The following is a 13,326-nucleotide window of genomic DNA, read 5'->3' on the forward strand; positions in this document are numbered from 1 at the left end:
GGGATGAACGGGTGCCGTCGCAGACCTTGCACGCACGCTCCTCGGGAAGTCAATGCATTCGCCCGCACGAAATTCACGAGGCAAGCGAAATACCAGGTCAGAGCCAGTCTACGATGCCATCTTGACTCCTGACTAATGCGCTTTAGCGGAGATTCACTCAAGCGCTTTAGTGCGGAGGCCTCTGCGGTACGCTGACGGCCGCAAGCCACGGGAAAGGGGCCTGGTGTGTCAGCGAAGCGATCCCCCGCGCGCCGGCCGACGATGAAGGACATCGCGCAGCGTGCCGGGGTCTCCGAGAGCGCGGTCTCCTTCGCGCTGAACGACCGGCCCGGTGTCTCCGAGGTCACCCGCGACCGGGTCCGCAGGGTCGCCGAACAACTGGGCTGGCGGCCCAGCACAGCGGCCCGACAGCTGTCCGGGGAGGGCGCCGCGACCGTCGGCCTGGTGGTGGCGCGACCGGCGGACACCCTGGGCGTCGACTCGTTCTTCCTCCAACTGATCTCGGGCATCCAGGAAGTGCTGGCGGAGCGTCATCTCGGCCTCCTCTTCCAGGTGGTCGAGGACGTGGCCGCCGAATGCGCGGTGTACCGGCGGTGGTGGGCCGAGCACCGCGTCGACGGCGTCCTGGTCGTCGACCCGCGCACCGACGACCCCCGTCCGGACCTCCTCGACGAACTGGGCCTGCCCGCCGTGGTCATCGGCGGGGTGCCCGACGCGGGGCACCCCGGGCTGTCCGTCGTGTGGGCGGACGACGCGGGGGCGATGGCCGCGGTCGTCGGCGAGCTGTACGCGCTCGGGCACCGCCGGATCGTGCACATCGCGGGCCTGCCCGGCCTCGCCCACACCGAGCGCCGGATCCGCACCCTGCGCGCCGAGGCCGGCCGGCGCGGGCTGTCGGAGGTCCGCTCGGTGACCACGGACTACTCGGACGCGCAGGGCGCGGCCGTCACCCGCCGCGTCCTGGAACAGGACACTCCGCCGACCGCTCTGGTCTACGACAACGACGTGATGGCGGTCGCCGGGGTGGCCGCCGCCGCGGAGCTGGGGTTCTCGGTTCCCGGCGACGTCTCGGTGGTGGCCTGGGAGGACTCCGCGCTGTGCCGCATGGTCAAGCCGTGGCTCTCCGCGCTCTCCCGCGACACCGTGGAGTTCGGCAGGACCGCCGCGCAGGAGCTGACCGCACTGCTGGACGGCGGTCCGGCGCGCACGGTCCAGGTGCCGGTGCCGCGCCTGATCGAGCGGGACAGCACGGGCCCCCGCGGAGGGCGGACCCCGTCCGGGTGACGACGGTCGCGGGGCCCTGGACACATGAACGGGCGGCAGCTCTCGACGCGCGGGCTCCTCTCCGGGCACAGTGCTTTTTACTACTCGCGAGTACGCACCCTCGCTCGCCGAGTGGGACCCCGCCGCGCCCCACCGCGCGGCGCACCCACCGACAAGGAGCGCCCGTGACCACCTGGGTCGGCCGGACCGCCGCCGAGATCGCCGCCGCCGTACGCGAGAAGCGGGTCACCCCGCGCGAGGTGGTGGCCGCGCACCTCGCCCGGATCGAGCACCTCGACTCCCGCGTCGGCGCCTTCCGGACGGTGCGCGCGGACGCGGCGCTCGCCGAGGCCGACGAGCTGGCCGCCCGCCCGGACCTGCCCGAACTCCCCCTCGCCGGCGTCCCGGTGGCGGTCAAGGACAACCTGCCCGTACGCGGCGAGGCCACGCGCAACGGCACCGCGGCGACCCCGGACACCCCCGCCGGCCACGACCACGTCACGGTGGCCCGGCTGCGCGCCGCGGGCGCCGTCGTGGTGGGCGTGACGAACGTGCCGGAACTGTGCGTCTTCGGGACCACGGACGGGGTGCACGGCATCGCGCGCAACCCCTGGGACACCTCGCGCACGGCAGGCGGCTCGTCGGGCGGCAGCGCGGCGGCGGTCGCCGCCGGGCTGGTGCCGCTCGCCCTCGGCAACGACGGGATGGGCTCGCTGCGCATCCCGGCCGCCCACTGCGGGCTCGTCGGCCTGAAGCCCGGCCACGGCGTGGTCCCCGCCGGTATCGGCCACGGCGACTGGTTCGGCATGTCGGAGAACGGGCCCCTCGCGACCACCGTCGAGGACGCCCGCCTGATGCTGGCGGTCCTCGCGGGCGGGGCCGCCCCCGGCACGGGAGCCGACGCCCCCGGTCCGACGGAGGCCGGGGCCTGCCGGATCGCCCTCTCCCTGCGCAGCCCCCTCCTCGGGGTGGGCGTCACCCGGCCGTACACGACCGCCGCCCGCGAGGCCGCCGAACTGCTGACGGGGGCGGGTCACCCGGTCCGGCCCGCGGATCCCCCGTACCCGTGGTGGCTCGGCACCACTTCACTGGCCCACTGGACCGCGGGCACCGCCGTGGACGCGGAGGATCTCGACGCGCGGCGACTCGCCCGCCGCACCCGTGTCCACGCGGCGGTGGGACGCCGTTTCGTGCGGAGCGTCCGCGGCGGAGAACGCCGTACGGAACTGCGCCGCCGCCTGGAACCGTTCTTCGCGGAGCACGACGTGCTGCTCACCCCGGCGCTCGCCCGGCGCGGACCGGTGGCGGCGGCCTGGCACGAGCGGGGCTGGCTGCGCAACCTGGCCGTCAACACGGCCTGCTCGCCGCTGACCCCACCCTGGAACCTCACCGGCTGGCCCGCGATGTCGGTCCCGTTCGGGACGCTGCCGTCCGGTGCTCCGTGCGCCGTGCAGCTCGTGGCACGGCCGGGCTCGGAGCACGTACTCCTCGACGTGGCGGGGCGGTTGGAGGCGCTGCGGCCGTGGGAGCGCGTCGCCCCGCCCGGCCGGTGAGCCGGGGGCCGCTCCCTCAGAGGGCCCGGTACATGATGTGCAGTCCCACCCGGCCGTGCCGGGCGTGCTCGTAGGCGTCCGGCACCGTGCCCAGGATCGTGAAGCCGAGCGAAGTCCACAGCCCGACGGCGGGATTGGTCTCCACGACGGCGTTGAACACCATGCCTCGATAGCCGTCCGCCTTCGCCGCGGCGAGGACGTGCTCGGCGAGCGCCCGGCCGATGCCGCGTCCCGCGCGGTCGGGGTCGACCATGAAGCCGGCGTTCGCGATCCGGGCGGCCGGGCCGCCGTAGTTGGGGCCCACGAAGGCGGAGCCGACGACGGTTCCCGCGGCGTCCTCGGCCACGTACACCTTCTTGCCCGGACCCGTCCACAGGGCGCGGGCGACTTCCTCTGAGGTGTCGGGATCCCAGGCGTAGGTCTCCGCGGCGCCGACGATGCGGTGCCAGAACGGCCAGATCCGCGGCCAGTCGCCGGCCGCGGCTTCCCTGATCAGCATGGGCGCGAGTCTGCCACGCCCATGCCGTCAGCTGTCGCGCTGGATCCTCTGCGGAGTCTCCGGAGGTCAGTCCACGCTGGGCAGGATATGGGGCTCGGCGAGGTCGTCCTCGTAGCCCGCGAGGCGGATGGGGGCGGACCTGGCCCACACGTCGAGGCTGCCGAGCTTCTTCTCGGGCAGTCCTGCACGCTCCAGGCGTTCCTTGGAACGTTGATCGAGGTTCGTCTTCTCCGGTGTCACCGCGCACTCCTTATGTGTCGGGTCACCCTCGGGACGTACTGGCTCAGTCTGCGCTGTGCGTCTGACGTCCGCTCGGGTCTGAGTCGAAGCAGTTCGGACGCGGTGGCGCCGGTAACTCGTAAGAGAGCAGGCCGTGATGACCGGCATGTCCCGGGACGGACCGTGGGTGTGGGTGGGACCCAGTGTGGCTGTCCGTCGGCTACAGAGTAACCAAATGAGCGGACAGCCGCTCGATGGGGCTGAAAACAAGAGGTAACTGTCTCGCGTCATTCACCGCCCATCCCCCCACGATACGGGGTGATTTGAGCAACTGCGCCCCAAACGCCCGCCACCCATTCGGCCCAGTGGGCGAAAGAAAGTGCGGGACGGAACACACCTGCGGGACCGAAACCGGCGGATCGGACGAGCCGGACGGCCGGGTGCGATCCGGCGGGAACTGCGCCCGGCGGCACCCCTGGAGAGCGGTCCCGCCGCCCGGCGGGGAGCCGACCGGTGGCCGCCCGGCCCCCGCGCCCCGGCACGCGCGGCAGGCTGTTGTCTGACGATCCGTCATGAGACGGTACGGCCATGACGCAGCCGTACGGACTCGAAGGCCGGGCCGCCCTCGTCACGGGAGCCTCGCGCGGGATCGGCCGGGCGGTAGCCGAGGAGTTCGTCCGGGCGGGGGCGCGGGTGTGCGTCACGGCGCGGGATCCCGGCGGGCTCCGCCGGACCTGCGAGGAGCTGGGAGCGGTGGGCCTGCCGGGCACCGTCGCCGACCCCGCGCACCTGTCGGCGCTGACGGAGCTCGCGGTCCGGGAGTTCGGGCGCCTCGACGTCGTCGTGAACAACGCCGCGACCAACGAGCCCTACGGCCTCCTCATGGACGCCGACCCGGACCGCTGGCGCGAGGCGTTCACCGTCAACGTCGAGGCACCGCTGCGGCTCGTGCGGTGCGCGTGGCGGGCGTGGATGAGCGAGCACGGCGGCGCGGTGGTCAACGTCTGCACGGAGGGCGCCACGCATGTCGGCCCCCGGGTGGGCGCCTACGGCACCAGCAAGGCGGCCCTGCTCCACCTCACCCGGCAGCTCGCCGGGGAACTGGCCCCGAAGGTCCGGGTCAACTCCGTCTCCCCCGGGCTCGTCCGCACCGAACTGGCCCGCTTCGTCTGGGAGGACGCCGAGGAGGAGATCGCGGCCGGCCTCCCGCTGGCCCGCATCGGCGAACCGGAGGACGTCGCCCGTGCCGTGGTCTGGCTGGCCTCGGACGCGGCCCGGTGGGTCACCGGAGCCGACCTGCTGGTGGACGGGGGCACGCGGGTGCGGGCCGCGTCCCTCGCGGCGCCGGACGGCCCGGCGGCGTACGCCGTGCACGACCGGCTGCGCCGCCGCGCCCCCCGTCACTCCTGAGGGCTCACCACTTGCCGGGCGCGTAGTCCTTCAGGAAGACGCCGTACAGGTCCTCGCCCTGCTCGCCGCGGACGATGGGGTCGTAGACGCGCGCCGCGCCGTCGATGAGGTCGAGCGGGGCGTGGAAGCCCTCGTCGGCCAGGCGCATCTTGTCGGGGTGCGGTCGCTCGTCGGTGATCCAGCCCGTGTCGACGGCGGTCATCAGGATGCCGTCCTTCTGGAACATCTCCTGGGCGCTGGTGCGCGTGAGCATGTTCAGGGCCGCCTTGGCCATGTTGGTGTGCGGGTGGCCGGCACCCTTGTACCCGCGGTTGAAGACGCCCTCCATCGCGGAGACGTTCACGATGTACGTCCGCCCGGCCCGCGCGGCCGACATCGCCGCGCGCAGCCGGCTGATGAGGATGAACGGCGCGGTGGAGTTGCAGAGCTGGACCTCGAGGAGCTCGACCGGCGTGACCTCCTCCACGGACTGGATCCAGCTGTTGGTGTCGTGCAGGTCGGGCACGAGTCCGCCCGCGTCGATCGCCGTGCCGGCCGCGATCCGCTCCAGGGAGGCCGAGCCGGGGATGAGCGCGAGGTCGGTGACGTCCTGCGCGGTGAGGGCGCCGCCGCCCGCGACCGGCAGCGCGGCCACGGCGCCGGAGCCGAAGGTGCCGATCACCTCGGCCGGCGGCAGCTCGCCGGCCGGCAGCGGAGCCGACTCGGCGGCGAGCAGCTCGCTGTAGGCGCCCGGGGAGCGGCGCACGGTCTGGGCGGCGTTGTTGATCAGGATGTCGAGGGGCCCCTCGGCGGCGACCGAGTCCGCGAGGGCGACCACCTGCGCGGGGTCGCGCAGGTCGATGCCGACGATCTTCAGGCGGCCGATCCACTCGTCGCTGTCGGGCATGGCCTTGAACCGGCGGATGGCGTCGTTCGGGAAGCGCGTGGTGATGGTGGTGTGGGCGCCGTCCCGCAGCAGCCGCAGCGCGATGTACATGCCGATCTTGGCGCGGCCGCCGGTGAGCAGCGCGCGCTTGCCGGTGAGGTCGGTACGGGCCTCGCGCCGCGACCTGTTCTCGGCGGCGCAGGCCTGGCAGAGCTGGTGGTAGAAGTAGTCGACCTCGACATAGCGCGTCTTGCAGATGTAGCAGGAGCGCGGGCGCTGGAGTATCCCGGCGATCTCACCGGCGTCGGTCACCGACGACGGGAGAATGCCTTCGGTCTCGTCGTCGATGCGCTGGGCGGAGCCGGTGGCCGTGGCCTCCGTGACCGCCTTGTCGTGGGCGGTCTTGGCGGCCCGGCGCTCCTGGCGGCGGCGCTGCTTGACCGTGCGGTAGATGCCGGCGGTGGCGCGGCGCACGGCGATGGCGTCGGGGTGGTCGACGTCCAGCTTGTCGAGTTCGTCGAGCACGCTGAGGCAGACGGCGAGACGCTCCGGGTCGACGCCGGGGCCCCATGACACCTCCGCGAGGTCCGTGGCACCCGTCTGGCTGTCCTCTGTCACCGTCATCGCCGCTGTGTTCCTCGTGTCACTCGTACCGCCGCGCGCCTCCGAGGACCGCGGCAGCTCCCAAAAGGCGGCACCCTACACGCTGCTCGATACATCCCGCCAGCTCGGGAGCATACTGACGTCGCGGGTGTCAGCAAAATGGCGGCATGTCACCCGGCCGGTGCGGCGGTCCGTCCGGGTCAGCCTCCGGCGCCTCCGGCGGGTGGCGCGCTCGCCGCCACGAGTTCGGCGATCTCCTCGTGCAGGGCGCGGGCCAGCACGTCCAGGTCCGGTACGGCTTCGGCGTCGGCGACCAGCCCGTAGTGGACGCGCCCGCGGAAGGTGGACACGGCGACCGCGAGGGACTGTCCGCGGGCCAGCGGTGCCAGCGGGAAGACCGCGGTGAGGGGGCAGCCGCCGAGCTTGAGGCCGAGGCTCGGCAGCGGCACGCTGGTGACGAGGATGTCGAAGAGCAGCCGTGCCGCCTGACCGACGACGGGCCCGCTGAGCCGGTGCCCGAGCGGCGGCACGTGGTCGGCGAGCAGCGCCACGGCGCCCGCGCCGCGGTGGGGCCCCGCGTCCTTGTTGCGGTCCATCGCCGTGCGCACCGTGCGCAGCCGGCCGAGCGGGTCCGGATCGTCGACCGGAAGCCGTATCAGGTAGCCCGACAGCCGGTTGCCCTGTGGGTGAGCGGTGCGCGGCCGGCGCCGGGACACCGGGATCAGGGCCCGGGGCGCGACTCCCTCGCTGCCGTCGCCGCGTTCGTCGAGCCAGCGTCGCAGGGCACCGGCGACGACCGCGATCAGCACGTCGTTGACGGTGCCGCCGACGCTCTTGCGGACGCGGTGCACCTCGTCGAGGTCGATGACGACTCCCGCGGTGCGGCGGGTGCCGGTGGCCTCGGAGGTCAGTGCCGGCGAGGACTGGACGCCCCAGGTGGCGCGGGCGACGGACGCGCCGATGTCCAGGGCCCGCCCGAGGTCGGAGAGGGTGCCGCGCAGGAGGCCGGGGAGTTCGCGCACGTCCGGGAGGAGGCTGCGCGGGGGTGTCGCGGGGCGCGGGCGGGGCTCCGGCATGTCGGTGGGGTCCATGAGGGCGGCGCCGAGCATCAGCGCCCGCAGCCCGTCCGCGAGCGCGTGGTGGAACTTGAAGAGGACGGCGAAGCACGCGCCGTCCGCGCCGGGGAGCACATGGGCCTCCCACGGGGGCCGCCCGCGTTCCAGCGGGCGTTCCATGAGCCGGCCCGCGACCTGGTGGAAATTTTCCGCCGGGGCGTGCAGCCGTACGTGTCGGAGCGGGTCGAAATCGGGCACGGGCTCCCGTGTCGCACCGCCGAAGTTCAGCAGGGAGGGCAGCGGCTGCCAGGTGTCGCGGATCCGCATGCGCAGGCCCGGTACGGCCGCCGCACGCGAGGCCAGCAGGTCGGCCGCGTGCGCACCGGCGGTCGGCGAGTGCGCGGCGAATACCCCGAGCGCGCCCAGGTGCATGGGGTGCTGGGCGGACTCGATGTTCCAGAACGCCAGGTCGAGGGGTGCGAGCAGGTCAGAGGTCAAAGGCTTGCTCTCGCGTCGACGGTCGGTGAGCAAGTAGTCAACCCCTGACAAGTGATTACGGTCAAGTGCGATAAAGCTACGCTCAGTTAACAGCAGATTACGTCCCGCCCCTCGGGGAGGGGCGGGACGCAGGGGCGCCGGGCGGTCCGGCGGGTCAGTTCAGGGCGGGCGGTGCCGCCTTTTCGGACGTCCCCCATCCGGACGGTTCGGTGCCGACCGTGAAGGAGAGAGAGCGCATGCCGCGCAGCCCCTCGGTCGTCAGATACGTGCGGTCGTAGTCGTCGCCGTCCACGCGGGCCGAGCGGATGTACCGGGCGGCGTCCGAGGTGCCCGGCGCCGTGACGGTCAGGGCCCCGCGCGGGTAGTAGCGCCGGTCCAGGGTGAGGTCGACCCGTTCGAAGACGGGGGTCGACAGGCCCCAGGTGTCGTAGCCGGGCTGCACCGGGAAGACGCCGATCGACGACAGGACGTTCCAGGCGGACATCGTGCCCAGGTCGTCGTTGCCCGTCATGCCGGTGGGCGCGTCGGTGAACAGGGTCAGCGCCGCGTGGACCACGTCCGTGGTCTTCCACGGCTCACCGGTCGACAGGTAGGTGTACGGGGCGATCAGGTCAGGCTCGTTCTGCGGGTTGTACTTGTCCGCGTTGTAGTAGTCGTACGGGCCGTTGACCCACACCTCGCGTGCGGTCTTCGCGGGGTCCTTCAGCAGCCGGTCGTACGCGAAGAACGAGTCGAGGCGTTCGTTGGCCGCCTGCTTCCCGCCGATCAGGCCGACCATGCCGGGCAGATCCTGCGGCACGAGCCACTGGTACTGCCAGGAAGTGCCCTCGTGGAAGCCCTCGCTCTTGGCCGGGTCCGCCGGTCCGGTGAAGGCCCCGGCGGCGTCCCGGGCACGGAAGAAGCCGGTCGAGGCGTCGAAGATCCTGCGGTAGTTCTGCGCCCGGTCGGCGTAGCGCGCCGCGTCCGCCCGGTGTCCGAGGTCACCCGCCATCTCGGCCAGCATGGCGTCCGACAGGGCGTACTCCAGGGTCGCGGAGGCGCCGTGGTCGTAGTCCGAGTCACCGGGCTTCGCGTGCGGGCGCCCCTTGACGTAGGGGGCGAAGCCGTCGGCCAAGTACTCCTTGTTGGCCTCGCGGCCGACGGCCGGCGAGTCGGCGGGCGGCACCCCGTCGGCGTTCTTCTTCAGCGCCCGGTAGGCCCGCTCCTCGTACCCCTTGAGCAATCCCTGCTGGTAGGCGTTGGTGAGGAAGGGGGTGACCGGGTCGCCGGTCATGATGTTCGTCTCGACCGTCCCGTAGCCCCACTTGGGCAGCCAGCCGCTCTCCTCGTCGATCGTGACGACCGAGATCGCCATGTCCCGGGCCTCACGCGGCGCGAGCAGGGACAGCAGCTGCGACTGGGTGCGGTAGGTGTCCCACAGCGACCAGTTCTGGTAGTACGTGAACCCCTTGGCGCGGTGGACCTTCTGGTCCCAGCCGGTGTAGCGGCCGTCGGCGTCACTGCCGATGTTGGGCGCGAGGAAGGACCGGTACAGGGACGAGTAGAACGTGCGGCGCAGGGTGTCGCTGCCGCCCTGGGCGCGTACGTCGTCGAGCCGGTCCTCCCACGAGCGCCGGGCCGCCTCCCTGACCGCGTCGAAGGAACGGCCGCCCTCGGCACGGAGGTTGACGGCGGCGCCCCGGGCGTCCACGTACGACAGAGCCGTGGTCGCCTCGACCGTGCGGTCCTCGGTGGTGTCGAAGCGGAGGTAGGCGCCGTTGCGTCCGGTGCCCACCGACTCCTTGGATCCCGCGGTGACGGTGTCGCCGCTCCAGGTCCCGGAGGAGGTGAAGGGCCGGTCGAAACGGGTGACGGTGTACACGGTGTAGGGCTTGGTGTCCTGGCAGAAGCCGCTGCCCGTGATCGCCGTGCGCACCGTGCGGCTGTCGAGGATCTCGACCTTGCTGGAGATCCCCTTGTGCAGCGACTGTCCCGCGTTCAGCAGGACGTTGGCCTTGTCGGTCGCCGGGAAGGTGTACCGCTGCACGCCGGTTCGTTCCGTGGCGGTCAGCTCGGCCTCGATGCCGGTCTTCAGGCCGACCCGGTAGTGACCGGGGCTCGCGCTCTCGTCGTCGTGGCTGAACTCGGCCTCGTACGCGGCGTAGTCCGTCCGCGTCACGTCGCCGGTCGTCGGCAGCACCGGCAGGTCGCCGCCGAGTCCGCAGCCAACACCCGAGAGATGGACCAGGGAGAAGCCGCGGATGTGGTTCTGGGAGTGGTCGTAGCCGGTGTTGTGCCCGGTGTCCGGCGAGAACTGCACCATGCCGAAGGGCACGGCGGCACCGGGGTAGGTGTTGCCCTCGTTCTCCGTCCCGATGAAGGGGTTGACCAGGTCGGTGAGCGGGCCGTCGTGCCGGTCGGCGGCCTGGGCGGCCGGTGCGGCGAGCGAGCCGCCGAGCAGTGCGGCGGCGGCGACCGCCATGCCCGCTCCGCGGAGCCGTTGGGTCCAGTTCATGGGCGGGAGGGCCTCCTCAGGCTTGGACAACGTTGTCAAAGCGCACTGCGCGCTCATTCTTCGTCGTGTACGTGTACTCGTCAAGGGTCGCGGCCGGGCCCGCGGTGCGACGGCCGGACGGGCCCGGGGGGGCGACGGGCGACGGGCGACGGGCGACGGGCGACGGTCAGGCGAACCGCCACAGGTGGTCGTCGGTGCCGTTGTCGTCGAACTGCACCACCTGCGCGCTGTTCTGCGTCGACATGCCGTCCACGCCCAGCACCTTGCCGCTGTGCCGGTTGCGGACCAGGAACCAGCCCTCACCCCGGTCGGTGATGGCCCACAGGTGGTCCTCCGTCCCGTTGTCCTCGAACTGCACCACCCGCGCGCTGTTCTGCGTCGACATGCCGTCCACGCCCAGCACCTTGCCGCTGTGGCCGTTGCGGACCAGGAACCAGCCCTCACCCTTGTCGACCAGTTGCCACGCGTGGTCGCCGGTACCGGAGTTGTCGAACTGCACGACCCGTGCGCTGTCGGCCGTGGACATGTGGTCGACGGCCAGCACCTTGCCGCTGTGCTTGTTGAGGATGCGCCGGTAGGACGGCTCCGGTGTCCAGGGCTTTCCGTCCGGCGCGGCTGTCGGGAAGGAGGCGATCCGCAGCCGTGCCGCACCCATCGGGATCAGCGTGACGCTCTCCACGGGGGCCTCGCTGCGTGCCGGGCTCTGCTGGAGGGGGGCGACCACGTGCTCGTCGTCCGCGATCCACTCGGGGATGCGCCGCGCCTGCGCGGTGATCCGGACCGGGCTGGCGCCGTGGGTGAACGGCTGCGCACCGGGCGGCCCGTCCTGGCGCCGGAAGTCCAGGGAACCGCCGGGCACCAGACCGTAGTTCCACGGGCTCGTGGCATGGACGTCGTACTCGGGGAAGGTCTCGGTCCCCGCGGTGCGCACGTACTCCTCCCCGATCCTCAGCGCGTAGGTGAGGGGGCCGTGGTCGACGCTCACGGAGTCGTGGTTGCCGTGCCAGGTGCGCAGAGTGGTGCGCTGCGGCAGGCGCAGGGTCACCCGGTCGGCGTCGGACCAGGTGCGCTCGACCCGGACGAAGGCCGGCCCAGTGCGGGCGGGCACGGCCTGTCCGTTCACCTGCAGGACCGGCTCGGTGCACCAGCCCGGGATGCGCAGCAGCAGCGGGAAGGCTGCGCGGCGCGGGGTGCGCACGGTGAACGTGACGGTCTCGCCGAAGGGGTAGTCCGTGTCCTCCGTCACCGTGACGGTCGTACCGCCCGCGACCCGTGTGCTGACCCGGCACGGTGCGTACATGGCGGCGGCGAGGCCCCGGTCGGGGGTGGCGAGCCAGAGTTCCTCGCTGAAGTAGGGCCAGCCCATGCCGTAGTTGTGCGGGCAGCAGCGGTACTGGTCGACGCCCGGCTGGTACGCCTGCATGGCGAACCCGTTCTGGAACTGGCCCTGCGTCTTGCGGGCGTTGTCCAGGTCGATGCAGTTGGCACTGGTGATGTAGTGCACGGCCCGGCCGCCGGGGTCGAGGGAGGCGGGCAGCAGATTGAAGGCCAGGTCCTCGCAGCGGTCGGCCCAGACGGGGTCGCCGGTGATCCGGGTCAGCAGTTCGTGGCTGGCCATGAACTCGACGATGCCGCAGGTCTCGAAGCCCTGCCGGGGATCGCCGAAGCCGGGCCGGACGTTCTCGTCCCCCGCGATCCCGCCGCCGGGGAACTGGCCGTGGTCGCGCAGGACTTGGTCGTACGTGCGGTAGGTGGCCCGGGTCAGTTCGGCGGCCCCGGAGCGCTGGGCGTACTGGGCCGGCTCGCGGAAGCCCTGGGCGATGTTGACGTTGTGCGGGGTGGGCAGCTCGCCCGTCCAGTCGGCGCCGTAGGAGTGCATCTTGTCGACGAGGTCGAGCAGGAAGGCGTCCTGGGTCCTGCGGTACAGCCAGAGGGCCACGTCGATGCCGTCGCCCCAGCGCAGGGAGACCCAGCTGCTGTCGAACGCGCCGCGTCCCTGTGCGTTCATGAAGCGCAGGAAACGGGTGAGGAAGGGCACGATCCGCTGGTCGTCCGCGTACTCCTCGTAGGTGCGCAGGGCCTGGAGCAGCGGCAGGAAGGGCCAGAAGTCGGGACCTCCGTTCAGCGAGGTGCGCAGCGAGCGGGGCCCGAAGAAGCCGTCGTCCTGGCGGGTGGCGAGGATCGCGTCGATCCAGCGGCGGGACCGGTCGAGCGCGTCGGCGTCCCGCGTGGCGATGGCGAGAGGGACGTATCCGCGCAGCCAGTAGGGCAGTTCCTCCCAGCCGGCGTTCTCCGGGTGCGTCCAGCCGCTCGTGCCGGGGTCCAGGAAGTGCGAGCGTTCGGCGTAACGCCCGCAGAGTCCGGCCAGTTGGAGCCGCAACTGGCCGTCGAGCCAGCCGAGCGGGGTGATGCTGCCGGGCGGCAGCCGGGTGAAGGCGTCCGGTGCGAGGCCGGGCGCCGCGGTGGCCGTGGCGGGCGCGGTGAGGCCGAGGGCCAGCGCGCCCAGCGTCACCGAGCCGGTCTGCAGGAAGTGGCGTCTGTCGAGGGGCATGGGGGTGCTCCTGTCGGGAGGGGACGCACGAGCCGGTGCCCCCGGCGGGAGTGCGGTCCGTGCGGGTACGGCGGCGGGTGCGGGACGGGGCCCGGGGACGGGCGCCCTCCCGACGGGAGGCTCGGGCCCCTGCTTGAAGGAGTTCGTTGGTCCACCCCGTGGGGGGCGGCCCACGGGGAGCGACCCGGCCGGGACACATGCCGCTCCGGCGATGACGTGCCCCGGCCCGGGGGGGGGGGGGGGGGGGGGGGGGGGGGGGGGGGGGGGGGGGGGGGGGGGGGGGGGGGGGGGGGGGGGGGGGGGGGGGGGGGGGGGG

The 13,326-nt window shown here is 72.7% G+C and carries 9 protein-coding genes; 3 read left to right on the forward strand and 6 right to left on the reverse strand.

Annotated elements, in window-relative coordinates:
* Positions 1-225: 225 nt before the first annotated feature.
* On the forward strand, positions 226-1,284 hold the full coding sequence (locus ACZ4NT_RS32375; RefSeq protein WP_121407350.1) for a LacI family DNA-binding transcriptional regulator: 1,059 nt from the start codon (positions 226-228) through the stop codon (positions 1,282-1,284).
* Positions 1,285-1,448: 164 nt separating this feature from the next.
* Entirely contained in the window at positions 1,449-2,816 is a 1,368-nt protein-coding gene (locus ACZ4NT_RS32380; protein ID WP_467728610.1) for an amidase, read from the forward strand.
* Positions 2,817-2,832: 16 nt separating this feature from the next.
* On the opposite strand, the gene ACZ4NT_RS32385 is transcribed toward ACZ4NT_RS32380, so the two are convergent.
* Positions 2,833-3,315, reverse strand: coding sequence for a GNAT family N-acetyltransferase (locus ACZ4NT_RS32385; protein ID WP_121407348.1), 483 nt, complete (start codon positions 3,313-3,315; stop codon positions 2,833-2,835).
* Between the two features lie 66 nt (positions 3,316-3,381).
* Entirely contained in the window at positions 3,382-3,555 is a 174-nt protein-coding gene (locus tag ACZ4NT_RS32390; protein WP_183117095.1) for a hypothetical protein, read from the reverse strand.
* Between the two features lie 567 nt (positions 3,556-4,122).
* Here ACZ4NT_RS32390 and ACZ4NT_RS32395 point away from each other — a divergent pair.
* Positions 4,123-4,944: an SDR family oxidoreductase gene (locus ACZ4NT_RS32395; RefSeq protein WP_467728611.1), complete on the forward strand. Its 822-nt coding sequence runs from the start codon at positions 4,123-4,125 to the stop codon at positions 4,942-4,944.
* Between the two features lie 4 nt (positions 4,945-4,948).
* Here the strand turns inward: ACZ4NT_RS32395 and ACZ4NT_RS32400 are convergent, their stop codons facing one another.
* From ACZ4NT_RS32400 to ACZ4NT_RS32415, 4 genes are all read right to left on the reverse strand, one after another.
* Complete coding sequence (locus ACZ4NT_RS32400) at positions 4,949-6,433, reverse strand: SDR family oxidoreductase (protein WP_121407346.1); 1,485 nt, start codon at positions 6,431-6,433, stop codon at positions 4,949-4,951.
* 179 nt (positions 6,434-6,612) lie between these two features.
* Positions 6,613-7,965, reverse strand: coding sequence for a wax ester/triacylglycerol synthase family O-acyltransferase (locus tag ACZ4NT_RS32405; RefSeq protein ID WP_467728612.1), 1,353 nt, complete (start codon positions 7,963-7,965; stop codon positions 6,613-6,615).
* A gap of 154 nt (positions 7,966-8,119) precedes the next feature.
* Positions 8,120-10,459, reverse strand: coding sequence for a GH92 family glycosyl hydrolase (locus ACZ4NT_RS32410; RefSeq protein WP_121407344.1), 2,340 nt, complete (start codon positions 10,457-10,459; stop codon positions 8,120-8,122).
* 166 nt (positions 10,460-10,625) lie between these two features.
* Positions 10,626-13,010, reverse strand: a complete 2,385-nt coding sequence (locus ACZ4NT_RS32415) for an RICIN domain-containing protein (protein ID WP_467728613.1) — start codon at positions 13,008-13,010, stop codon at positions 10,626-10,628.
* Between the last annotated feature and the right edge of the window lie 316 nt (positions 13,011-13,326).

The sequence above is a fragment of the Streptomyces sp. NPDC026417 genome (assembly GCF_055567695.1).